Here is a 23,283-nt window from a genome sequence, read left to right on the forward strand (position 1 = left end):
GCGATACTTTGCCGGTTACCTAACACCGGAAGCGGCTGGCCGCCAGCGCGGCGTTGCCGCCATTGACGCATCCCTATGCCGCCTTTAGCACTTCAATCCCTCTGGAAGGGCGGAGAGGAGGATTCTCTGGCGATGGATTTTGGCGGAGGCGACGAGATTCGCTTCGAGCGTCTAGGCAAGGCGGGCGTCGTCACACTGACGCGGCCGCAGGCGCTCAATGCCGTCACCCACCGCATGGTCAAGGCGCTTGGCAAGGCGCTTGACGCCTGGGAGGGCGATGCCGGCGTCGTCGTCGTCGTCGTCAAGGCTGAGGGCAGGGCGTTTTCCGCCGGGGGCGATATTCTGCACATTTACGAGGCGGGCCGCGCCGGCAAGCCGCCGGTCGACTTCTTCGCCGACGAGTATCGTCTCAATGCCCGCATCGCCCGCTTCAGGAAACCCTATGTCGCGCTGATCGACGGCATCGTCATGGGCGGCGGGGTCGGCATTTCCTTCCACGGCTCGCACCGCGTGCTGACCGAGAACGCGCAATTCGCCATGCCGGAAGTCGGCATCGGCTTCTTTCCCGATGTTGGCGCCAGCCATTTGCTGCCCGATCTCGGCGGCAGCTTCGGCATGTATCTGGGGCTGACGGGAAACCGCATCCGCTATGGTGATGCACTGTGGTCGGGCCTCGCCACCCACACGATCAAGGCCGAGGACCAGGCGGGGCTGCTTGACGAGCTGGCTACAAGCGGCGACGTGAATGCGGAGTTGCGCGATTTCTTCACACCCGCAAGACGCGAGACCGAGCGGCAGGATCTGGAATCGATCGCCCGCCATTTTTCGCAACCCTCGCTCGCCGCTATCGTCGCCAGCCTGGAAGCATCCGCCACCGACGCTTTCGCCGCCAAGACGCTGGCGACGATCAGGACGCGTTCGCCGACCAGCCTCAACGTCGCCTGGCGCGAGATCAGCGCCGGGTCGACGCTGTCGATGGACGAGTGCATGAAGATGGAGTTCCGCATCCTCAACCGCATGCTGGCCGGCCACGACTTTTATGAAGGCATCCGCGCGGCCATCATCGACAAGGGTTCGAAGCCGGAATGGCGGCCCGCCAGCCTCGATGCGGTGAGCGCGGCCGATGTCGACGCGTATTTCGCGCCGCTCGGGGCCGGGGAGCTCGAGCTGTGAGCGAGGTCACCTCCAGGCGCGTGGTGCTGCAGCCCTCGACCACCGAGATCATCTTCGCCTGGTTCCAGCGGGTCATTGCCGGCTACTGCCTGCTGTTCGGTGTCCTCTACTGGGTCCGGCTGATCGGCATCTATCCGGGCGAGCTCTGGCGCTTCGATCTGATGCCGGTGCACTGGCAGGTGGCCGCGGCCACGCTTGCTGTTTTCTTTCCTTTCGCCGCCGCGGGCCTTTGGATGCTTGCCTCCTGGGGGCCAGTGATCTGGTTCATCTGCGCGGCGACCGAGACCGTCATGTATGCCGGTTTTCCCAATCTCTTCGGCCACCGGATCCTGATCGTCGTCTCACATGCCTGCGTGGCGCTGCTCTACATCGTCTTCCGCGTGGTCATCTGGCTGCAGAAGCGCCAGCTCAGGCAATAGCTTGCCGGGCGGCGTAAGGAACCTAGATACGGGGTCGGCGACTGCCCCAAAACCCTTGGCTAAATCTTTAGGTTAATTGTTCTTGCTCGTATGACCGTTCGTTAAGCCTCTTTCGAAACCTCTTACCGGTAAGCTCTTGTTAGCCCTGGCGTTTAAGTCGAATTTTATGAGTATTCGATAGTGTCGCGATCAAGGTGAAGAACAAAAAATCACCGGGCGACAAACGAGAGGCAAAGACAATGATCAATTCGCGTCCGGCGGCGAAGACCGCCAACGTTTCCGACGATCGCCGCGAGGCGATCCGTTCGCTGTACATGGAATCGCTGCAGCTGGTGGAGCGTCTGCATCGCCGTCTGCTTGACGTGATCAAGGACGAGTTCGACCGCAACGGCCGCTCCGACATCAACGCCATCCAGGCGCTGCTGCTCTTCAATATCGGCAATTCGGAGCTGACCGCCGGCGAGCTGCGCTCGCGCGGTTATTATCTCGGCTCGAACGTCTCCTACAATCTGAAGAAGCTGGTCGACCTCGGCTTCATCAACCACCAGCGCTCGCGCATCGACCGCCGCTCGGTCCGCGTCTCGCTGACGCCGAAGGGCAACGAGGTGGCCGAGGTCGTCGCCGGCCTCTACGAGCGCCATGTCGGCTCGATCGAGGCCGTGGGCGGCATCAACACCGACGAGTTCAAGCAGATGAACCGCGCGCTCCAGCGTCTGGATCGCTTCTGGAACGACACGATCGCTTACCGGATGTAAGCGGATTCGAAATCTGAGACGATCGAAGCCGCGGCGAAGAAGCGCGGCCGGAGAAAACAATCAGGGCCGGTGCCGACAGGTGCCGGTTCTTGTCTTTTGCGAAAGCGGGGCGGCAGCAGGGCGAGCGCTTGACCGCCGAGCAGCGCGTGTGGAAGCTCTGCAGTCAAAGGGGAGGCCTCATGCGTCATATCCTGCTTTGCGATTTGCGCTGTGATCCTTGTTTCACCGGCCGCTGCCCGGACCCTCGGTTATGGCTCCAAGGCCGGAATGGAGGTTACGGTCGTCAAGAAATCCGGCATCAACACCTCGCATGCCAGTATCCTGACTAAACATACGAGGCAGAACGCCATCGGATACTGCCGCGACTATGTCGGTAAGGTGACCGAGGATTGCATCGCTAAGGAAATGAAAACGCCCTTGCATCTGGAGATCACAGCGGACTGCAAGAGCGGAAAATTCACCACCTTTTACGGCGCCAACATGCTGTTCCAGGGGCGCAGCCCCGCCGGAAGCGAGACGGATTATCAGATCACCGACACCGACGAGAACGTGGTGCTCGATGGCTCGGGGGCCTCGGGCTACGACTACACGCTGGAGCAGTTCAAAGCCCTCTGCCCGAACCGGGTGAAATAGGGGCAAACCGAGGATGACGGCGGGCATCTGGTGAACCCGCCGCTATCGGCGATGCCAAAATGCCTCGGTCCCATTTTTTGATCATCTTGCCGGAGGCAAATCGCGGGCCAAGGTCACGTTGCCGCCATAATCGCAGTGAAAGCGAGAATGCGGGTGATGCTGCGGGCCGAGGCCCTGCGCTTCCTGGAGCAGGTGTCGTGGTCCTACGTTTTCACGCCCTGCTGACGCAAGTCATGGTTGGCTAATTGTTAAGATTGCCGACCCTAGAGTGCGGGCAACCCGCCAGTAGAGCGAACTGAGCGAGATTAGATATAGCTAAAATGTCTGGAACATCCATGAGAACCAGCCGCCGTTTCTTCCTGACCGGAGCCTCTGCGCTCGCCGCCGCCGTCGTCGCCGGCCATGCCAGCGCGCAGGATGTGATCGGCGACATTCTGAAATCCTCGACCCGCGGCAATTGGGACGACCAGTTCGACGCCCGTGCAAGCGAGACCGGCAAGGTTGCCTCGACGCTGCCGATCTTCAGCCTGCAGACCGTAGCCTTCACCGAGCAGGCGGTGGCGCAGTACCAGGGCATTGTCGGCCAGGGCGGCTGGGAGCAGGTTCCGGCAACCAAGAAATTGCAGCTCGGCGTCGACGATCCGGATGTCGTGCCGCTGCGCAAGCGGCTGATGGTCTCGGGCGACCTGTCGCAGAGCGCCGGCATTTCGACGGCGTTCGATTCCTATGTCGACTCGGCGGTCAAGCGCTTCCAGCTCCGTCACGGCCTGCCGGCCGACGGCTCCATGGGCAAATACACTTATTCGGCGATGAACGTGCCGGCGCCGATCCGGCTTGGCCAGCTGCAGACCAATCTGCAGCGGCTGCGCGAGAAGGCGGGCACGCTCGGCGACCGCTATGTGCTGGTCGATATTCCGGCCGCGCAGGTGGAAGCCGTCGAGAACGACCGCGTCGTGCTGCGCCACACCGCGATCGTCGGCAAGATCGACCGCCAGACGCCGATCGTGAATTCCAAGATCAACGAGATCATCGTCAATCCTTACTGGAACGCGCCGGTCTCGATCGTGCGCAAGGACATCATTCCGCTGATGCGGAAGGACCCGAACTACCTCAAGGACAGCCACATCCGGCTGTTCGCGCCTGACGGAAGCGAGGTCGATCCGATGACCGTCGACTGGTCGACGGACGATGCCGCCAAGTACCGCTTCCGCCAGGATCCCGGCGCCGGCAACGCCATGGCCTCGGTCAAGATCAACTTCCCGAGCCCGGACGGCGTCTACATGCACGACACGCCGCAGCAGAGCCTGTTCGGCAAGCTGATGCGCTTCGACTCTTCCGGCTGCGTGCGCGTCCAGAACGTGCGCGACCTCGTCACCTGGATCCTGCGTGATACGCCCGGCTGGGATCGCCAGCATTTCGAGGCGGCGATCAAGACTGGCGAGAATACGCCGGTTCAGGTGGTCAACCCGGTGCCGGTCCACTTCCTGTATCTGTCGGCATGGTCGACCGGACCCGGCGTCGTGCAGTTCCGCGACGACATTTACGGCCTCGACGGCAACAGCGAGCTGCAGATTACTTCTGCGCTGTAACCGATTGATATAAATCACGAAAAGGCCGCTCTTGGAGCGGCTTTTTTGTTTGCATGTCCCCAAACAGTGCGCGGCGGTTTGGGCAGAATGACATGCGTCAAAAAGTGGGACATACAGCGCGAACAGCTGGAATCGCATCATGGACGTAGCCGTCTTCATTCTCGTCGTGCTCGCTTTCGTGGCACTTTCCGGCGCTCTCGTGCGGCTGGTGCGGGTGCCGCTCCCCGTGCTGCAGATTGCGATCGGCGCCGCGCTTGCCTGGCCGGCCAAGGGCCTGCATGTCGAGATCGATCCGGAACTCTTTCTGCTGGTGTTCATTCCGCCGCTTCTGTTCGGCGATGCCTTCGCGGCGCCGAAACGGGAGCTGATCGAGCTGCGCGGGCCGATCCTCGATCTCGCCGTCGGACTTGTCTTCTTCACCATCGTCGGCTTCGGGTATGCTCTGCACTGGCTGGTGCCAAGCATCCCGCTGGCGGTTGCGTTCGCTTTGGCCGCCGTGCTGTCACCGACCGATGCCGTTGCCGTGTCCTCGATTGTCGACCGCAATGTCGTTCCGGCTCGGCTGATGCACATATTGGAAGGCGAATCCCTGCTCAATGATGCCTCCGGCCTGGTCATGTTCCGCTTTGCCGTTGCGGCGGCGCTGACCGGCAGCTTTTCGTTCGCCGCCGCCTCGTTGAGCTTTCTTTACGCCGTGGCGGCCGGCATCCTCGCGGGCATTGCGGCGTTGTTCGTCGCCGCCAAGGCGCTGCAGGTGCTTGGCCGCATCGGCGGCACGCCGGCGGGGGCGCAGGTGCTGGTGATGGTTCTGCTGCCCTTCGTCGCCTATCTGATTGCCGAGCATGTCGGCGCTTCGGGCATCCTGGCCGCGGTCACCGCCGGCCTGGTTACGGGCACCTCCGGCATTTTCCGCCATCTCTCGGTCTCGGCGCGGATCCAGGCGATGTCGCTATGGTCGACGCTGACCTTCGTCTTCAACGGTGCTCTCTTCATCCTGCTCGGCCTGCAGCTTCCTGACATCATCCGCAGGGTCCCGCCGGAACTCACCAGCCGGCACTGGCTGTTCGAGCCGGTGCTGACCGTGCTCATTCTGACGCTCTGCGTGATCGGCCTGCGCTTCGTCTGGATCTGGATCGGCGACATGGCGTCGATGATCGCCGCGCGGCTCGGCAAGCGCAAGGCAGAGCCCTTTGGTTTCCGCGTCAGGCTTGCCGGATCGGTGGCCGGTGTGCGCGGCGCGATCACGCTTGCCGGCATCCTGTCGCTGCCGCTCGCGCTGCAGGATGGCTCGCCCTTTCCAGCGCGAGACGTGGTGATCTTTCTCGCCGCCGGCGTCATCATCTGCTCGCTGGTCATCGCCAGCCTTGCTTTGCCGAGGATCGCCCGCGGGCTGGTCGAGCCAGGCGAGGATCCGGGTGCGGCCGAGGAGCGGCGGGCGCGTGCGGGCGCCGCCGAGGCCGCCATCGCCAAGATCGAGAGCCTCGCCATCGAGGGCGGCGAAGGCGAGGCGGCCGAGGCTCGGCTCGCGGTCGCCGACAGCATCGTTGCCGGCTACCGGCGCCGCATCGCGGCTTCCGACGAGGCCGAAGAGGCGCGCGCCGAGGCGCGCGAATCCGGGCGGCTGGAGCTTGAGCTCAGGCACGCCGGCATCGAGGCGGAGCGCGCCGCCGTGCGCGCCATGTTCCGCACCCGCCAGATCAACGACCACACGATGCGGGCGCTGCTTTCCGAGATCACTTTGACAGAAGCGCTGCTCAAAAGCCGGCGCGACCGGAAATAGTGTTCAGCCGATTTGCTTGGCGCAATCCGGCCAGCAAATTTCGCGCCGCAAACGTGGCGGGCTCCAAACAACTGTGTTAATGGCGCGGCGACCTCGCAGACCTCCGGCCCCAAGGGAAAGCAAGCCATGTCAAATGCCGCGGCAGCCGCCAACAAATTCGAATCCTTCTTCGAGACCACGCTTGCCGACGCCGATCCGGAAATTTTCGGCGCCATCCGCAACGAGCTTGGCCGCCAGCGCCATGAGATCGAACTGATCGCCTCGGAAAACATCGTGTCCCGCGCCGTGCTCGAGGCGCAGGGGTCGATCATGACCAACAAATATGCCGAGGGTTATCCGGGCAAGCGCTATTACGGCGGCTGCCAGTTCGTCGACGTGGCCGAGGAACTGGCCATCGAGCGCGCCAAGAAGCTTTTCGGCTGCAACTTCGCCAATGTCCAGCCGAACTCGGGCAGCCAGATGAACCAGGCCGTCTTCCTGGCGCTTCTGCAGCCCGGCGACACGTTCATGGGCCTCGATTTGAACTCCGGCGGCCATCTCACGCATGGCTCGCCGGTCAACATGAGCGGCAAATGGTTCAAGGTCGTTTCCTACGGGGTGCGCAAGGACGACCACCTGCTCGACATGGACGCGATCGAGAAGACCGCGCATGAGACGAAGCCGAAGCTGATCCTGGCCGGCGGCACGGCCTATTCGCGCATCTGGGACTGGAAGCGTTTCCGCGAGATTGCCGATTCGATCGGCGCCTATCTGATGGTCGACATGGCGCATATCGCCGGGCTAGTCGCCGGCGGTATGCACCCGTCGCCGCTGCCTTATGCGCATGTCGTGACCACGACGACGCACAAGTCGCTGCGCGGGCCGCGCGGCGGCATGATCCTCTGCAACGACGAGGAGATCGCCAAGAAGATGAACTCGGCGGTCTTCCCGGGCCTCCAGGGCGGCCCGCTGATGCATGTCGTCGCGGCCAAGGCGGTGGCGCTCGGCGAGGCGCTGAAGCCGAGCTTCAAAGCCTATGCCGAGAGCATCGTCGCCAACGCCAAGGCGCTGGCTTCGAGCCTGCAGGAAACTGGCCTCGACATCGTGTCGGGCGGCACCGACAACCATCTGATGCTGGTCGACCTGCGCCCGAAGAACGCCACCGGCAAGCGCGCCGAGGCGGCTCTCGGCCGCGCCAACATCACCTGCAACAAGAACGGCATCCCCTTCGACCCCGAAAAGCCGTTCGTCACCTCCGGCGTCCGTCTCGGCACGCCGGCCGGCACCACGCGCGGCTTCGGCCAGGCCGAGTTCCGCGAGATCGGCAAGCTGATCGCCGAGGTGCTGGACGGGCTGAAGGCGGCGAATTCCGACGAGGGCAATGCGGCAGTCGAGGCCGCGGTCAAGGCCAAGGTCACGGCGTTGACGGATCGCTTCCCGCTCTATCCTTATCTCGGTTGACCGGAAGCCGCGCGTCATCTTTTATCCGCCGGCAGTGCGCCGTCCTGATTGGGCGGCGTCGCGAACTGGAGACTTGATGATGCGCATTTTCCATCTTGCCGCCTTGGCCCTGGTCGGCTCGCTGGCCGGTTTCGCCGTGTCCGGCGCGGCCGGGCAGGAGCAGGCGCAGCCAGAACCGGCCACAAACACCTTCGGCAGATGGACCACGATCATCGACACGCTCGACACCGGGCAGGATGCGCACAAGACCTGCGCGGCCTCCGCAGCTTTCGTCGACGGCATCGGCAATGCTGGCACGCTAACGCTGTCGATCTCGACCGGCGACGCGCTGCCGCCGGATGCCTATCCCGCGATCATGATCGCCGTCGACAACAAGGACCTGCCGACCGGCAAGGACATCGCGGCGACCTTCGGCGACCCCGGCATCAAGGTTTCCGCGAAAGTCTATTCGAATGCCGTTGGCGGTCGTCCCAGCTGGACGGTCGACAACCAGGCGAAGACAAGTCTCGCTCTGCTGCGCGCCATGCGCAAAGTCACCTCGCTCGATGTTGTTTTTGGCAAGCAGACCGTCGCCAGCATTCCGATGGACGGCTTCACCAAGGCCTACCGCAACCTCGGCACGTCCTGCGGATTCCCGACCAAGGACGTCGCGCCCTGAACCGACCGGGCACGACAGGGGCAGGGCGCTGGCAATCTTTCTCGCGCCTCGCTATCTCTGAGAAATGAAGGCTCTAAGCCTTCCGCTCACCAGAGCGAGATGACGCTTCCTTGAATCGCCATCTCGCTCTAAGATTTTGTTTTTGAAGCATGATCTTCTCCGAAGAGTCTGCAACTTTTCGGGATCATGCTCTGAATCGCAAACCCAAGGCTCTCCATGCGCTGCCCCTATTGCCAGTCCGAAGATACGCAGGTGAAGGATTCGCGTCCCGCCGAGGATGGCGCGGCGATCCGCAGGCGCCGCGTCTGTCCGGACTGCGGCGGCCGCTTCACCACCTTCGAGCGCGTGCAACTGCGCGATCTCGTCGTCATCAAGAAGTCCGGCCGCAAGGTGCCGTTCGACCGCGACAAGCTGCTGCGCTCGGTCGAGATCGCGGTGCGCAAGCGCAATGTCGACCCCGAGCGGATCGATCGCGCCGTGACCGGCATCGTGCGCCAGCTCGAAAGCTCCGGCGAGACGGAAGTGGCCTCCGGCGAGGTCGGTCGGCTCGTCATGGAAGCGCTGAAATCGCTCGACGACGTCGCCTATGTCCGCTTCGCTTCGGTCTATCGCAATTTCCGTGAAGCCAAGGATTTCCACGAGTTGCTGGGCGAACTGAAGGGCGACGAAGAAAAGACCGAAGAGGACGCCGGCTGATCATGGCGAAAGCTCAATTGGGCGGGGCCGAGCAAGCAGCCCTTGATCGCCGTTTCATGGCGGCGGCCATCAGGCTGTCGCGCCGCAATGCCGGCCGCACCGCGACCAACCCTTCCGTCGGCACCATCGTCGTGCGCGACGACGGCGCCGGCCCGATGATCGTCGGCACCGGCGTCACTGCTGTTGGCGGCCGGCCGCACGCCGAGACCGAGGCGCTGGCCGAGGCCGGCGAACTGGCCCGCGGCGCCACCGCCTATGTGACGCTTGAGCCCTGCGCCCATCACGGCCGCACGCCGCCCTGCGCCACCGCGCTGGTCAATGCCGGCATTGCGCGCGTCGTCGGCGCCGCGAGCGATCCCGATCCGCGCGTTTCCGGCAAGGGTTACGCCATGCTGCGCGCCGCCGGCATCGAGGTCGTGGAGAAGGTGCTCGCCACAGAGGCCGCCGAGCAGATGGCCGGCTATCTGATTCGATCTTTGAAGAAACGTCCCGAAGTGACGCTGAAGCTTGCGCTTTCGAGCGACGGCAAGATCGGCCGGAAAGGCGCCGGCCAGGTCGCCATCACGGGTGAGATCGCCAGGCGCGAAGTCTATCTTATGCGCGCGGAGGCCGACGCTATCCTCGTCGGCATCGGCACTGCGCTGGAGGACGACCCGGCGCTGACCGTGCGCCTGCCGGGGTTGGAGAACCGCTCCCCGGCTCGCATCATCCTCGATCGCCAGATCCGGCTGCCGGAGTCGTCGAAGCTCGTTTCCGGGGTGGATCGTGTCCCGCTCTATGTCGCGGCATGCGCCGAGGCCGACCCGCAGCGGCGGGCTGCGCTCGAACGCGCGGGCGTGCACTTCATCGGCACTGAAACTTACGAGAGCGAAGTAGCCCTGCCGGAACTGCTCGAGGATATTGCAGCCCTCGGCATGGCGAGCGTGGTGGTCGAAGGCGGCGCCAAGGTAGCCGAGGCCTTCCTGGCGGAAGACCTCGTTGACCGCATCGTCCTGTTCCAGGGACCGGAGGCGATCGGCGAGGATGGTATCGCCTCGCCGATCGACGCTGCGCATATCCCGCCGGGTTTCCGCAAATTGCGTGAGATGCGCTTCGGCGAGGACAGCTATGCCGAGTGGGTAAGACCATGATCCCAAAAAGTGGGAAATGGTTTTTGGATAAGAGCATGGTCAAACTGGAAGACACGATCTGATGTTTACGGGAATCGTTACGGATGTCGGCACTGTCGCTTCGGTGAAGCCGCTCAGCGAAGGCGTCGGCCTGCGCATCGACACGGCCTATGACCCGGAAACGATCGCGATCGGCGCTTCGATTTCCTGCGGTGGCGTCTGCCTGACTGTGACGGCGCTGCCCGAGAACGGCTCGAACGCGCGCTGGTTCGAGGTCGAAGCCTGGGAAGAGGCGCTCAGGCTGACCACTGCATCCGGTTGGAAATCGGGCACCAGGATCAATCTCGAACGGGCGCTGAAGATCGGCGACGAGCTCGGTGGCCATATCGTCTCCGGCCATGTCGACGGCACGGCGGAAATCGTCGAGCGCAAGGAAGAGGGCGATGCCGTGCGCTTCACGCTGGAGGCGCCGCGCCACCTGGCGAAGTTCATCGCGCCGAAAGGCTCCGTCGCGCTCGACGGCACCTCGCTTACCGTCAACAAGGTCGAAGCTACGCGCTTCGATGTGCTTTTGATCCAGCATTCGCTGAGCGTCACCACCTGGGGCGAGCGCCAGGCTGGCGACCGCGTCAACATCGAGATCGATACCATGGCCCGTTATGCCGCGCGCCTCGCCGAGGCGGCGAAACAGGGGCTTTGAGCGCAGCCGAGGGGTTCCGGCGAGGCGGCGCGGATCGCTGAGGTGCCAGGTCGCGCCGGCGCCTCAGCTTCCCTTCTCGGACTGAAGCTTGAGCGGGTGATGGGCCCTCGAGCATCGATCTCGATCCTCGAGCCTTCGCCTGCTAGCTGAAGAAAGCCCGGAAGATCGCGATGCTTGGGATCCGGACCTGTCGGAAGATGCTGGACCTGTGTCGGGCGGCAATCTTGTGCTTGCGATCAATCCGGCTTCGGCCTAAGTCACCGGCAACCCCCCGGAGACTTTTATGGCAGGCATATCCCAACACGGCAAAGCGTTCATTCGTCCGCAGGCGAAGGCGCATCTGCTTATCGTCGAGGCGCGTTTCCACGACGACCTCGCCGACGCGCTGCTCGAAGGCGCGACCAGCGCGCTGGACGAGGCCGGCGCCACTTATGACGTCGTGACTGTTCCTGGCTCGCTCGAAATTCCGGCCGTCATCACCTTCGCGCTGGACGGTGCCGGCGAGGGCGGCGTACACTATGACGGCTTCGTCGCGCTCGGCACCATCATCCGTGGCGACACCTATCATTTCGACATCGTCGCCAATGAATCGAGCCGTGCGCTGATGGATCTTTCCGTGCAGGAAGCGGTCGCGATCGGCAACGGCATCCTGACCACCGAAAACGATGCGCAGGCCTGGACGCGGGCCAAGCGCACCGAAGGCGACAAGGGCGGCTTTGCCGCCCGCGCGGCGCTGACCATGATCGCGCTCAAAGAGAAGTTCGGAGCCCAATCGTGAGCGATCCTGCCCAGACCGGTGCGGCGCGCCATGCCAACAAGCGCGGTGCCGCCCGTCTTGCCGCCGTCCAGGCGCTCTACCAGATGGACGTGGCCGGCAGCGGTATTTTCGAGATCACCGCCGAATACGAGGCCTTCCGCCTCGGCAAGGAAGTCGACGGCGCGCTTTATCGCGAGGCCGACCCGCAGTGGTTCCGCGCCATCCTGACCGGCGTCGTCGAGAACCAGAAGACCATCGATCCGATCATCCGCCAGGCGCTGACTGACGACTGGCCGCTGTCGCGGCTGGACTCGACGCTGCGCGCCATCCTGCGCGCCGGCGTCTATGAGCTGATGAAGCGCGAGGACGTTCCCGTGGCCGTGATCGTGTCGGAATATGTCGACATCGCCAAGGCCTTCTACGAGGAAGACGAGCCGAAGCTGGTCAACGCCCTGCTCGACCGTGTCTCGCGCCGGGTACGGGGCGAGGGTCGCGGCAAGGACGCATCGTGACCGCCACGGCAGTCGTCGCTGACGCCGGCAGGGAAGCGCGCCGCACGGCAGTGCTCCTCGCGGCCGCGCAGGCGATCGTCGGTTCCGCCGCGCCGATCGCCATTTCGATCGGCGCGCTTGCCGGCCAATATCTGCTCGGCCCCGACAAGTCTCTGGCGACGGCGCCGGTCACCGGCTTCAACCTCGGCGTTGCGCTCGGCGCCCTGCCGGCGGCCGCCATCATCCGCCGGCTCGGCCATCGCGGCGGCTTCATGACCGGCACCATCGTCACCGCCCTCGGCGGGCTGATCGCGACGCTCGCGCTCTTTCAGGCGAGCTTCTGGCTGTTCGCCTTTGGCCTGGGCGTGATCGGTGTCGGCGGCGCCTTCGTGCAGCAGTTCCGCTTCGCCGCCGCCGACAACGCGCCGCCGCAATTCAAGGCGCGCGCCATTTCCTTCGTGCTGGCTGGCGGCATCGTCACCGCCATCCTCGGGCCTCAGATCGTCATCTACACCGGCGACCTTCTGGCCCCGGTGATGTTTGCCGGATCCTTCGCCTCCATCCTGGTGCTGGCCGCCATAGGCGCGATTATCCTTTCCTTCCTGCATACGTCCAGGCGGACGAGCAGCGCCGCCGAAGCCGCCGCAAGCGACGCACGTCCGCTGGTCGAGATCGCCACCCAACCGCGTTTCGTCGCGGCGCTGTTCTGCGCCGTAGGCAGCTATGCGCTGATGAGCTTCGTCATGACCGGCGCGCCGCTCGCCATGGTCGGCTGCGGTCTTTCGACCGACGATGCCACGCTTGGCATCTCCTGGCACGTTATGGCGATGTTCGGGCCGAGCTTCTTCACCGGTTCGCTGATCCACCGCTTCGGCGCCGAGCGCATCGTCGCCATTGGGTTGGTGCTGCTCATCGCCTGCGCAGTGGTGGCGCTCTCAGGCCTTGCGCTATGGCAGTTCTGGACCGCGCTGATCCTGCTCGGCCTCGGCTGGAATTTCGGTTTCATCGGCGCGACCGCCATGGTCGCCGCGAGCTACCATCCATCCGAAAAAGGCAAGGTGCAGGGCTTCCATGACTTCGTCCTGTTCGGCTCCGTCGCCTTCGCCTCGCTGATGTCGGGCGCGGTCTACAATGCCTGGGGCTGGACCATGCTGAACTGGATCGTGTTCCCGGTCGTTGTGCTCTGCTTCCTGGCGCTCGGCACCCTGAAGCTGCCGGGCTTGCGCCGCGCCAACTGACATTGCGCCGTTTGCCGGCGCGCAATCGATCTAAATGCACGGCGGCCCCCTGCCGGTGAGTCGCGGCGTTCGTCTTTCCGGCGAAAGCCGGGCAAAAACCGAACAATATCTTGACGTTCCCAGCCCTGTTTCGCATACACCTTAGCCAAGGGGTGGATTCCGCGTGCGGCGTTCATCTCCGTCCCAACGGCCCAGGGAGGGGTTCTTCTGGGCCATCAATCGAGGAAAATTCGGCAATGACCATCATTACCGCCGTCATCGCCTGCGGCTTGCTGTCAGTCCTGTACGCCATCTGGGCGACACGATCGGTCCTGGCGTCCGATCAGGGCAACCAGCGCATGCAGGAAATCTCCGCCGCCATTCGCGAAGGTGCTCAAGCCTATCTGGCGCGCCAGTACACCACCATCGCCGTCGTCGGCATCGTCGTGCTTCTTCTCGCCTGGTGGCTGCTCTCCATCACGTCCGCGATCGGCTTCCTGATCGGCGCGGTGCTTTCGGGCGCTGCCGGCTTCATCGGCATGCATGTCTCGGTGCGCGCCAATGTCCGCACCGCGCAGGCTGCTTCCAACAGCCTCGCCGCCGGCCTCGACATCGCCTTCAAGTCGGGCGCCATCACCGGCCTGCTGGTGGCGGGCCTGGCGCTGCTCGGCGTCTCCATCTACTACCTCATCCTGACCGGCCCGATGGGCCTGCAGCCAAACGACCGCATCGTCATCGACGCGCTGGTCTCGCTCGGCTTCGGGGCCTCGCTGATCTCGATCTTCGCCCGTCTCGGCGGCGGCATCTTCACCAAGGGCGCCGACGTCGGCGGCGACCTCGTCGGCAAGGTGGAAGCCGGCATTCCGGAGGACGATCCGCGCAACCCGGCCACCATCGCCGACAATGTCGGCGACAATGTCGGCGACTGCGCCGGCATGGCCGCCGACCTGTTCGAGACCTATGCGGTGACGGTCGTCGCCACCATGGTTCTGGCCGCAATCTTCTTCGGCGGCACTGCAGTGCTGGGCGCCGCCATGCTCTATCCGCTCGCCATTTGCGGCGCCTGCATCCTGACCTCGATCGTCGGCACCTTCTTCGTCAAGCTCGGCTCCAACGGCTCGATCATGGGCGCCCTCTACAAGGGGCTGATCGTCACCGGCCTGCTGTCGATCGTCGGCCTGGCCGTCGCTACTTCGGCCACTCTCGGTTGGGGAGAGGTCGGCACCGTCGCCGGCATCGTCATCACCGGCAAGAACCTGTTCATCTGCGGCCTGATCGGTCTTCTGGTGACCGGCCTCATCGTGGTGATCACCGAATACTACACCGGCACCAACAAGCGCCCGGTGAATTCGATCGCCCAGGCCTCGGTGACCGGCCACGGCACCAATGTCATCCAGGGCCTCGCGGTCTCCTTGGAATCGACGGCGCTGCCGGCCATCGTCATCGTCGGCGGCATCATCGCCACCTACCAGCTTGGCGGCCTCTTCGGAACGGCAATCGCCGTCACCACCATGCTCGGGCTCGCCGGCATGATCGTGGCGCTCGACGCCTTCGGCCCGGTCACCGACAATGCCGGCGGCATCGCCGAAATGTCGGGCCTGCCCAAGGAAGTGCGCCACTCCACCGACGCGCTCGACGCGGTCGGCAACACCACCAAGGCCGTGACCAAGGGCTATGCCATCGGCTCCGCCGGCCTCGGCGCGCTGGTGTTGTTCGCGGCCTATTCGAACGACCTCAGGTTTTTTGCCGCCAATGGCGACAAGTACCCGTACTTCCAGGGCATGGGCGAGATCTCCTTCGACCTTTCCAACCCGTATGTCGTTGCCGGCCTGATCTTTGGCGGCCTCATTCCGTATCTGTTCGGCGGCATCGCCATGACCGCCGTCGGCCGCGCGGCGGGCTCGATCGTCGAGGAAGTGCGCAAGCAGTTCCGCGAGGACAAGGGCATCATGGCCGGGACCTCGAAACCGAACTACGCGCGCGCCGTCGACCTGCTGACCCGGGCAGCGATCCGGGAAATGATCATCCCGTCGCTGCTGCCGGTGCTGGCGCCGCTCGTCGTCTATTTCGGCGTGCTCCTGATCTCGGGCTCGAAAGCCTCGGCCTTCGCGGCCCTTGGCGCCTCGCTGCTCGGCGTCATCGTCAACGGCCTCTTCGTCGCCGTCTCGATGACCTCCGGCGGCGGCGCCTGGGACAACGCCAAAAAGTCGTTCGAGGACGGCTTTACCGACAAGAATGGCGTCAAGCACCTGAAGGGCTCCGAGGCGCATAAGGCCTCGGTCACCGGCGACACTGTCGGCGATCCCTACAAGGACACCGCCGGCCCGGCGGTCAATCCGGCGATCAAGATCACCAATATCGTGGCGCTGCTGCTCCTGGCCGTGCTCGCGCACGGCTGAGCCACGTTCTTTCTGCATCAAGTGACCCGCGGGAGCGATCCCGCGGGTTTTGTTTACGGCCAAGCCGTTTCGGCGAAACAAAAAACCCGCCGAAGCGGATTCGGCGGGTCTTGGTCCGTGGACGTCGCTGACAGCGAACTCAGGGCGTGCCGCCGCCCGGGATCCCGGGCGCCAGCTTGCTGGCGCCGTTGATGATCTGGCTGAGGAAGTTCTGGTCCTTGCCGCCCGTCGGCGTCGTCCTCGAGATGAAGTCGAAGACCTTGCCGTCCTTCAGGCCGTAATTGGCGATCTGGGTGACGCGGCCGTCGGCGCCGAAATAGACCGCCAGCACGTGCTGGTCGACGATGCGCGGGTTGTCGAAGGCGACGTAGCGCTTGCGCGTCTGCGAGATATAATAGAACGCCTCGTTGTCGAAGGTCGCCGTCGTCGACGGCGTGCCCAGCGCAAGAAGAACCTGCTCGCGACTCGATCCGACCGGCACCGAGTCGATCGCCGCCTGGTCGATGACGTAGCCTTTCGTCAGCGTCTCGCTCGGACGCAGATCACCGAACATCTTGGACGAATTGCAGGCGGAAAGCGCGGATACCGCCACCAGCAGAGTGGCCACGCCCGCCCGCACAGGCATGAAAAACGACTTGAATTTCAGCGCACCCAACAACAATTCTCCATCACATCCCCGCAGCTTGCGCTGGGCCGCAAAACCGGTAAACCAGCTTGCATGCCGATGCAACAAGGCCAAATCAAACAAAAGGTCCCCGGGAGACCACCCTCAATGTTCCAGCGCCTTTTTGGTCGCGAACGTCACGCCAACCGCGCCATCACCGAGGCGCTCTACGCACAAATCGTGGCGGCGGCGCGGCAAACGGTGTTTTATTCCGACTGGAATGTGCCGGATACGCCGCTCGGCCGCTTCGAGATGCTGTCGCTCCATATGTACCTGATCCAGCACCGGCTGCGCGGCGAGGGCGGAGCCGCGGCCGAGATCGCTCAGGTGCTGATCGACGAGTTCTTCCTCGATGTCGACCATTCGCTGAGGGAACTCGGCATCAGCGATGTCGGCGTGCCGAAGCGCATGAAGAAGCTGGCAAAGATGTTCTATGGCCGCACTGCGGCCTACGACGAAGCCTTGCGGGACGACGACGGCGCGGCGCTTGCCGTGGCGCTCGCCCGCAATGTCAGGCCCGATGCCGGCGAATGGCCTGAGGCGTCGCTGCTGGCGAATTATGTTAGCGCGGCGACCGGGCAGCTTGCCGCTCAGCCGACCGAATCGATCATGGCTGGCGCCGTCGCGTTCCCGGTCGCCGGAGCCACCTGAAGGAGGCGAGAATGAAGCACGCCGAACCGCAGAGCCCCGTATCCTTTGTCGCCAATGTCGCCCGCCTGCCGCAAAAGGGTTTGCCGGTTGCAATCGAGGCCGACGAAAGGCAGCGCACTGCGCTTGCCGCCGAACATGACCTGCTTTCCGTCGAGAGCTATCGCGCCGAGCTCTTGGTGGCGTCCTGGAAACGCAACGGCGTCAAGGTCAGCGGCCGCGTCGAGGCCGACATCACCCAGGCCTGCATCGTCACACTCGATCCGGTCGCGGCTCACATCGACGAGCCCGTCGAGGCGCTGTTCTTGCTGGAGCAGTCGAAACTCGGACGCGAAGGCTTCGACGGCGGCGGCGAGATCGTCCTCGACGCCGACGGGCCCGACAGCCCGGAAACTTTTTCCGGCGACACCATCGATGTCGGGGCGCTCGCCGAGCAGTTTTTCGGCCTGGCGATCGACCCTTATCCGCGCAAACCCGGCGCCTCGCTCGAGGGCGCGGGTGACGATCAGCCCGAGGAAAGCGAATTCCAGAAAAAGCTGCGTTCGCTGCTCGGAAAATCCTGAAGGCGGCCTGGATTTTGGAAAAGTTGGTTGTGCGGCAGCCCAAAACCGCTATTTTCGCCGAACCTTCGCGAGCCCCCTTACCTCGGCAGGCGCCCGCCGCTAGCCAGGCAAACCGTGAGAAAAACACCGCGTGATCAGGATTTCCATCGATGCCATGGGCGGGGATCACGGACCAGGCGTCGTCATCCCCGCGCTGATGACGGTCGCCATCCGCCGCCCTGACATCCGTTTCGTCATCTATGGCCGCGAGGACGCTGTGCGTCCCGAACTGGCCAAGTTTCCCAAGCTCGCCGAGGTGAGCGAGTTCGTCCATTGCGAGATCGCTGTCAGGATGGACGACAAGCCGAGCCAGGCGCTGCGCCACGGCCGCTGGAAATCGTCGATGTGGAAAGCGGTCGAGGCGGTGAAGAACGGCGCCGCGCAGGCCTGCATCTCGGCCGGCAACACCGGCGCGTTGATGGCGATGTCGAAATTCTGCCTGCGCACCATGGCCACCATCGACCGCCCGGCGATCGCGGCGCTTTGGCCGACGACGCGCGGCGAGAGCGTGGTGCTCGATGTCGGCGCCACCATCGGTGCGGATGCGCATCAGCTCGTCGATTTCGCCATCTTGGGCACCGGAATGGCGCGCTCGGTGTTCGGTATCGAGCGGCCGAGCGTCGGCCTGCTCAATGTCGGCGTCGAGGAGATCAAGGGCCAGGAGGAGGTCAAGGAGGCCGGGCGCATGCTGCGCGAGGCCAACATGGCCTCGATGAACTATCGCGGCTTCGTCGAGGGCGACGACATCGGCAAGGGCACGGTCGATGTGGTCGTCACCGAGGGCTTTGCCGGCAACATCGCACTCAAGACCGCCGAGGGCACGGCAAGGCAGATCGCGGGCTATTTGCGGGCCGCCATGAGCCGCACGCTGATGGCCAGGATCGGCTACGTGTTTGCCAAAGGTGCCTTCGACCGGCTGCGCGAAAAGATGGATGTCGGCCGCTCCAATGGCGGCGTCTTTCTGGGCCTGAACGGCATTGTGGTGAAGAGCCATGGCGGTGCCGATTCGGATGGCTTTGCCGCGGCGATCGAGCTCGGCTACGACATGGTGCGCAACAATCTGCTTGACCGGATCGAGGCCGATCTCGATCTGTTCCATGCGCGCAATCCGACTGCCCAGGCAAACAGGAAATCCGGCGTCGCCGTCGAGGCCGAGGAATAGGAACGAACCTTGATCAGATCAGTTGTGCGCGGCAACGGTGCCGCGCTGCCCCGCCGCATCATGAAGAATGCCGATTTCGAAGGCATGGTGGAGACCTCCGACGAGTGGATCGTCCAGCGCACCGGCATTCGCCAGCGCCACGTCGCGGCCGATGACGAGACGACGGCCTCGCTGGGCGAGGCGGCGGCGCGCGCCGCGCTCGACAGCGCCGGCCTGACGCCAGCCGATATCGACCTGATCGTGCTGGCGACCTCGACGCCCAATAACACGTTCCCGGCGACGGCTGTCGAAATCCAGAACCGCCTCGGCATGCATCACGGCTTCGCCTTCGACATGCAGGCCGTGTGTTCCGGCTTCGTCTATGCGGTCGCCACCGCCGATCTCTATATCCGCGGCGGGCTGGCAAAACGCGTCCTGGTGATCGGCTCCGAAACCTTCTCGCGCATCCTCGACTGGAGCGACCGCTCGACCTGCGTGCTGTTTGGCGATGGCGCCGGCGCCGTGGTGCTCGAAGCGGCGAAAGGGGCTGGCAACATCGCCGATCGCGGCGTGCTGGCCGCCAGCCTGCGCTCGGATGGCGTCCACAAGGAAAAACTCTTCGTCGACGGCGGCCCGTCCACCACGGGAACGGTCGGCCATCTCAGGATGGAAGGCCGCGAGGTGTTCAAGCACGCGGTCGGCATGATCACCGATGTCATCGAGGCCACTTTCGCCGAGGCCGGCATCACGGCGGAAGACCTCGACTGGTTCGTGCCGCATCAGGCCAATAAACGGATCATTGACGCTTCCGCCAAGAAGCTCGGGATAGCCGAAGAGAAAGTCGTGGTCACCGTCGATTTGCACGGTAATACCTCGGCTGCCTCCGTGCCGCTCGCCTTGTCGGTGGCCGTCGCCGACGGCCGCATCAAGAAGGGCGACCTTGTTCTGCTCGAGGCGATGGGCGGGGGTTTTACCTGGGGCGCGGTGTTGCTGCGCTGGTAAGTGCCGAACGCGGGGGTTCGGTCCTTGACCTTGCCGGATCAATTACTTAGGCTCTGCCGCTGCCTGTATCGATTTATGTTTTTGAGCTGATGGGACGGTCGCATGGGGGGAAAGACACTGACGCGTGCCGACCTAGCCGAAGCCGTTTACCGCAAGGTTGGTTTGTCGCGAACTGAATCGGCCGAGTTGGTCGAGGCCGTCCTGGATGAGATTTGCGAAGCCATCGTTCGCGGCGAGACGGTGAAGCTGTCTTCCTTCGCGACTTTCCATGTCCGCTCCAAGAATGAGCGCATCGGCCGCAATCCCAAAACCGGCGAAGAAGTGCCGATCCTGCCGCGCCGCGTGATGACCTTCAAATCCTCGAACGTGCTGAAGAACCGCATCTTGCGTTCGCACCAGAACAGCAAGGCCAAGGGCGTCAAGTAACCCTCGAATGCCGGTTGAAAACCGCGGCCCCTTTGACGCCGGGCTTGAATATCGCTTCATAAACCGCTGAAATAAGGTGCGATTCGGATCAACTCCGGATTGCGGTCCAGCGTGAGGATTCGCCCATGGACAAGAGCCCCGATGCTTTCCGTACCATCAGCGAGGTTGCGGAAGATCTCGACCTGCCGCAGCACGTGCTGCGTTTCTGGGAAACCCGTTTCAACCAGATCAAGCCGATGAAGCGTGGTGGCGGCCGCCGTTACTACCGGCCGCAGGATGTCGAACTGATCAAGGGCATCCGGCACATGCTTTATGATCAGGGCTATACGATCAAAGGCGTGCAGAAGCTGTTGCGCGAGAACGGAAACCATTTCCTGGTCGCGATCGGCAATGGCGACATGGCAGCCGTCGAGGCGATCGCGCAGCGCCGCCAGGCCGAGCAGGTGCCGCTGACCGCGGCTGCCCAGCCGCGCGGCGACGAGGATGCGCTCGTCGGTCAGCCCAAGGTGAAGCCCAGCCGCCGCTTCTTCGGCCTTGGCAAGGGAGACGACGAAGGTCCCGTGCAGCCGGACTCCTCGAAATTGTCGCGCGACAACCGGGCCTTGCTGCAGGAGGCGCTCTTCGACCTTCTGGAGTGCAAGCGCCTGCTCGACCAGGTGCGTTGAGCTTCGGTTGCCGCTCCCGCGGCTTGGACGGCCGGCGTACCTGACACCCGGAACTGCTGTCGCATCCATGCGTTAGCCCTTCTCTGCAAGAGAAGGACATCAGGCATGGCGTGGTTTTCGACCCTTTCCGATCTCGATCTGGACAGGCAGGTCGCGGCGCTCTCGCGTCAACTTGACGATGTCAGGAAAGCCTTGGCAAAACGCGGCGACACCTATTACGAGGACGGCCGCGAGGCGGCGTCCGATTATTATTCGCAGCTCGCCGACCGCTTTCACGAGGCGCTGCCGGCAATCAGGCGCCGGGGCAGGGCGCTCGAGCACACCGCGCGCGAGCATCCGGCCACTGTGGCCGCCGTCGGACTGGTCGTGGTCGGCCTGCTTGCCGGCCTTCTGATCAGCCGGCGCTGACCCCGGGGCTGCGAAACAGAAATGGCGACCGTTCGCGCCGGCCGCCATTCCGTCAGCACGAGAGCCCAACCGGATGAAATCGGGATGGAGTGGGCTCCGGCTTCGATCAGTTCGCGAGCTTGATCCGGCTCTTAGGATCGACCTTCATGACCTGGCTGCATTTGCCGTAGACGGTGCCGTTCTTATCGGTGGCGTCGGTGTAGGTGCCCTTACAGTCGAGCTGCAGCACCAGACAGGAGCCGGAGCCTTTGCAGACCGCGCCGCCGTCGCCGGTCGGATGCGTGCCGGCAAAGGCCGGCGCGGAAACCGAGCCGAAAGCCGAGACGACGAAGGCGGCGGCGAGCGAGATACGCTTGAAGTTGGTCATTTGAGCATTTCCTTCCATTGGTTGCTGGGAGCGCTTTCTGGCGTCCCGGTCGGGTTGCGGAACGCCTTCGTGGCGTCCATGACCGCTTGGTGCAGCCTCCAATGGAAAGGTTCATGGCCCGCGCGATTTTTGTCGCCTGGCGAGCATTGCTGTGAAGGTGTCAGGGTTCAGGGATTACCGTAGGTGCCGGATCTGCCAGAAGCGCTAAGCGCTCGTTGGGCAGTGGCGACTTGATGCGGCAAGAGGTCGGGACCGCTTGAAAAGCGATCGAACCCGGCTGCGCGCTCATCAGGGGACAGCGGGTGCTCAAAGGAGAGGCTTGTCCCACGAAGCGAAAAATTCCGCTGGGAAGACTTGCGCGACCAATACAATGAAGGCCTGTCTTCCCATCGGCAGGTGGGAAGGATCAGGCCTTCTTCTCAACCACCTTCTTATGGTGGTGATGATGGTGGTGATGATGATGATGATGGTGCCGGCGATGATGCTTGTGATGGTGGTGCTTTATCACCGGGGCCGCATCGGCGCTGGTCGTGCCGAGGATCGGCATGGTGAATGCCAGGGCCAGAGCCAGCCCGAGCGCGGAGAGGAGGGACTTCTTCATGATTTCGTTTCCTTTTACGCGGGCGTTCCGGAGTTCACCGGACCAAATCGGTGACCCAAGCCCCGCGATCGGCACTATCCTCCTGGATTTTTTCGACACTTTTTCCGGACTGTAGATTTTTGTTTCTGGATTGTTTCTGGCGAACCACGATCGCGCCGCGCGCTCTTGCGGGCGCGCATGGACGGCTCGACATCATGCTTTTCGAGCCTGATGAGTCAGCTGCGCGCCTCACATCGGCGGAGCCACGCCATGATTGCCGACCACCACCCGGCGCGAAACGAGCTTGCCGCCGCTGCCGCGCTCGGCGCTGACGAACACGGTCATGCCTGGCTTGAGATCCGCAGGCGCAGCGGGCGCGAATTTCACGATCGGCGTCGATTGCGGGATGGCGATCTCTTTCTTCTGGCCATTGCTGTAGGTCAGCGTCACGGTCCTGCCGTTGACCTCGGTCACGTCGGCGACAGTGCCGTTGGTCATTCGGCTGTTGGGCTGCAAATCCCAATCGCGGTCGCCTTCTCCGGTTCCCTTTAACGCCGCCGGGAAGATCACGACTTCCAGCGCGCCGCTGCCGCCGTCGGCCTTGGACACCGATGCGATGCCGAGGAAATCGCCCTGTTTGATATCGGCGGCCGACGCCTTGGCGACACCGGAGATCATCCAGTCGGGGGAAAGGGTGATCGTATCGGTCTTGCCGTCGCGGGCTTTCACCTTCAGCGTCGTGCCGGCGAGGTCGACCACCGTGCCGCGCAAGCGCACGGTGTCCGCCTGAGCGGCGCCCGCAAAGCCTGAGATCATGCCGAGTACGATAGCGAATAGCTTCAGTTTCATGGAATCCGATCCTCTTCAAAGGGGCTGGCGTCGCCCGCCTTCCGGCAAGCGACGAGAGCTAACGAATCGGAGTGGGCAAAATGCCGGCGGGTGCGGCCTTCGGCGCTTCAAAAGA

Annotated in this window: 26 protein-coding genes; 22 read left to right on the plus strand and 4 right to left on the minus strand. The window is 63.9% G+C overall.

All coding sequences use genetic code 11. From position 1 onward, the window contains the following. Window positions 1-132 precede the first annotated feature (132 nt). From CK221_RS17600 to CK221_RS17670, 15 genes are all read left to right on the plus strand, one after another. Window positions 133-1,173, plus strand: a complete 1,041-nt coding sequence (locus CK221_RS17600; protein WP_095778637.1) for an enoyl-CoA hydratase/isomerase family protein — start codon at window positions 133-135, stop codon at window positions 1,171-1,173. Then, window positions 1,170-1,592, plus strand: a complete 423-nt coding sequence (locus tag CK221_RS17605) for a DUF6163 family protein (protein WP_067000719.1) — start codon at window positions 1,170-1,172, stop codon at window positions 1,590-1,592. The genes CK221_RS17600 and CK221_RS17605 overlap by 4 nt, the downstream gene beginning before the upstream one ends. 239 nt (window positions 1,593-1,831) lie before the next feature. Next, the gene (locus CK221_RS17610) at window positions 1,832-2,347 is read left to right on the plus strand and encodes a winged helix DNA-binding protein (RefSeq protein ID WP_067001002.1); all 516 of its coding nucleotides are present in this window, start codon (window positions 1,832-1,834) and stop codon (window positions 2,345-2,347) included. Between the two features lie 210 nt (window positions 2,348-2,557). Continuing rightward, window positions 2,558-2,980 carry a hypothetical protein gene (locus tag CK221_RS17615; protein ID WP_170950319.1) on the plus strand — a complete coding sequence of 141 codons (423 nt, stop codon included), beginning with the start codon at window positions 2,558-2,560 and terminating at the stop codon, window positions 2,978-2,980. A gap of 335 nt (window positions 2,981-3,315) precedes the next feature. Beyond that, the gene (locus tag CK221_RS17620) at window positions 3,316-4,569 is read left to right on the plus strand and encodes a L,D-transpeptidase family protein (protein WP_067000724.1); all 1,254 of its coding nucleotides are present in this window, start codon (window positions 3,316-3,318) and stop codon (window positions 4,567-4,569) included. 139 nt (window positions 4,570-4,708) lie between these two features. After that, window positions 4,709-6,349, plus strand: coding sequence for a Na+/H+ antiporter (locus CK221_RS17625; RefSeq protein ID WP_095778639.1), 1,641 nt, complete (start codon window positions 4,709-4,711; stop codon window positions 6,347-6,349). A gap of 126 nt (window positions 6,350-6,475) precedes the next feature. Beyond that, window positions 6,476-7,789: a serine hydroxymethyltransferase gene (gene glyA / locus CK221_RS17630; protein ID WP_067330041.1), complete on the plus strand. Its 1,314-nt coding sequence runs from the start codon at window positions 6,476-6,478 to the stop codon at window positions 7,787-7,789. A gap of 79 nt (window positions 7,790-7,868) precedes the next feature. Then, the gene (locus CK221_RS17635; protein WP_067330212.1) at window positions 7,869-8,447 is read left to right on the plus strand and encodes a hypothetical protein; all 579 of its coding nucleotides are present in this window, start codon (window positions 7,869-7,871) and stop codon (window positions 8,445-8,447) included. Between the two features lie 216 nt (window positions 8,448-8,663). After that, entirely contained in the window at window positions 8,664-9,143 is a 480-nt protein-coding gene (gene nrdR / locus CK221_RS17640; protein WP_059184872.1) for a transcriptional regulator NrdR, read from the plus strand. Between the two features lie 2 nt (window positions 9,144-9,145). Then, on the plus strand, window positions 9,146-10,273 hold the full coding sequence (gene ribD, locus CK221_RS17645) for a bifunctional diaminohydroxyphosphoribosylaminopyrimidine deaminase/5-amino-6-(5-phosphoribosylamino)uracil reductase RibD (protein ID WP_179295161.1): 1,128 nt from the start codon (window positions 9,146-9,148) through the stop codon (window positions 10,271-10,273). A gap of 61 nt (window positions 10,274-10,334) precedes the next feature. Further along, a complete protein-coding gene (locus CK221_RS17650; protein ID WP_095778642.1) occupies window positions 10,335-10,952 on the plus strand; it encodes a riboflavin synthase in 618 nt (205 codons plus the stop codon). Window positions 10,953-11,235: 283 nt separating this feature from the next. Continuing rightward, entirely contained in the window at window positions 11,236-11,730 is a 495-nt protein-coding gene (gene ribH / locus CK221_RS17655) for a 6,7-dimethyl-8-ribityllumazine synthase (protein ID WP_067000738.1), read from the plus strand. After that, window positions 11,727-12,221 carry a transcription antitermination factor NusB gene (gene nusB / locus CK221_RS17660; RefSeq protein ID WP_095778643.1) on the plus strand — a complete coding sequence of 165 codons (495 nt, stop codon included), beginning with the start codon at window positions 11,727-11,729 and terminating at the stop codon, window positions 12,219-12,221. The genes ribH and nusB overlap by 4 nt, the downstream gene beginning before the upstream one ends. After that, window positions 12,218-13,438: an MFS transporter gene (locus CK221_RS17665; protein WP_067000744.1), complete on the plus strand. Its 1,221-nt coding sequence runs from the start codon at window positions 12,218-12,220 to the stop codon at window positions 13,436-13,438. Before nusB ends, CK221_RS17665 begins: the two co-directional genes overlap by 4 nt. A gap of 236 nt (window positions 13,439-13,674) precedes the next feature. Then, window positions 13,675-15,816: a sodium-translocating pyrophosphatase gene (locus CK221_RS17670; protein ID WP_067330052.1), complete on the plus strand. Its 2,142-nt coding sequence runs from the start codon at window positions 13,675-13,677 to the stop codon at window positions 15,814-15,816. Between the two features lie 139 nt (window positions 15,817-15,955). Here the strand turns inward: CK221_RS17670 and CK221_RS17675 are convergent, their stop codons facing one another. Then, window positions 15,956-16,471, minus strand: coding sequence for an outer membrane protein assembly factor BamE (locus CK221_RS17675; RefSeq protein ID WP_067000750.1), 516 nt, complete (start codon window positions 16,469-16,471; stop codon window positions 15,956-15,958). Between the two features lie 117 nt (window positions 16,472-16,588). Here CK221_RS17675 and CK221_RS17680 point away from each other — a divergent pair, with 117 nt between their 5' ends. The 7 genes from CK221_RS17680 to CK221_RS17710 all read left to right on the plus strand — a co-directional run bounded on the left by CK221_RS17680 (window position 16,589) and on the right by CK221_RS17710 (window position 21,372). Continuing rightward, entirely contained in the window at window positions 16,589-17,131 is a 543-nt protein-coding gene (locus CK221_RS17680; protein WP_095778644.1) for a ubiquinol-cytochrome C chaperone family protein, read from the plus strand. 11 nt (window positions 17,132-17,142) lie between these two features. Next, window positions 17,143-17,691 (plus strand): YceD family protein, encoded by a 549-nt coding sequence (locus CK221_RS17685; RefSeq protein WP_095778645.1) that lies wholly within the window; start codon window positions 17,143-17,145, stop codon window positions 17,689-17,691. A gap of 130 nt (window positions 17,692-17,821) precedes the next feature. Next, window positions 17,822-18,892: a phosphate acyltransferase PlsX gene (gene plsX / locus CK221_RS17690; protein ID WP_067000757.1), complete on the plus strand. Its 1,071-nt coding sequence runs from the start codon at window positions 17,822-17,824 to the stop codon at window positions 18,890-18,892. A 9-nt stretch (window positions 18,893-18,901) separates the two neighbouring features. Then, window positions 18,902-19,873 (plus strand): beta-ketoacyl-ACP synthase III, encoded by a 972-nt coding sequence (locus CK221_RS17695; RefSeq protein ID WP_095778646.1) that lies wholly within the window; start codon window positions 18,902-18,904, stop codon window positions 19,871-19,873. A gap of 102 nt (window positions 19,874-19,975) precedes the next feature. Next, on the plus strand, window positions 19,976-20,299 hold the full coding sequence (locus CK221_RS17700) for an integration host factor subunit alpha (RefSeq protein ID WP_067000778.1): 324 nt from the start codon (window positions 19,976-19,978) through the stop codon (window positions 20,297-20,299). 125 nt (window positions 20,300-20,424) lie between these two features. Next, the gene (locus tag CK221_RS17705) at window positions 20,425-20,964 is read left to right on the plus strand and encodes a MerR family transcriptional regulator (RefSeq protein WP_067000781.1); all 540 of its coding nucleotides are present in this window, start codon (window positions 20,425-20,427) and stop codon (window positions 20,962-20,964) included. A 105-nt stretch (window positions 20,965-21,069) separates the two neighbouring features. Continuing rightward, window positions 21,070-21,372, plus strand: coding sequence for a DUF883 family protein (locus CK221_RS17710; RefSeq protein WP_095778647.1), 303 nt, complete (start codon window positions 21,070-21,072; stop codon window positions 21,370-21,372). Window positions 21,373-21,478: 106 nt separating this feature from the next. On the opposite strand, the gene CK221_RS17715 is transcribed toward CK221_RS17710, so the two are convergent. From CK221_RS17715 to CK221_RS17725, 3 genes are all read right to left on the minus strand, one after another. Next, window positions 21,479-21,739, minus strand: coding sequence for a hypothetical protein (locus CK221_RS17715; RefSeq protein ID WP_067000787.1), 261 nt, complete (start codon window positions 21,737-21,739; stop codon window positions 21,479-21,481). Window positions 21,740-22,145: 406 nt separating this feature from the next. Then, the gene (locus CK221_RS29840) at window positions 22,146-22,340 is read right to left on the minus strand and encodes a hypothetical protein (protein ID WP_143749061.1); all 195 of its coding nucleotides are present in this window, start codon (window positions 22,338-22,340) and stop codon (window positions 22,146-22,148) included. 228 nt (window positions 22,341-22,568) lie between these two features. Beyond that, the gene (locus tag CK221_RS17725; RefSeq protein WP_067330070.1) at window positions 22,569-23,168 is read right to left on the minus strand and encodes a hypothetical protein; all 600 of its coding nucleotides are present in this window, start codon (window positions 23,166-23,168) and stop codon (window positions 22,569-22,571) included. Window positions 23,169-23,283: the final 115 nt, after the last annotated feature.

This window comes from Mesorhizobium sp. WSM3868, assembly GCF_002294785.1.
Classification (GTDB): Bacteria; Pseudomonadota; Alphaproteobacteria; order Rhizobiales; family Rhizobiaceae; genus Mesorhizobium.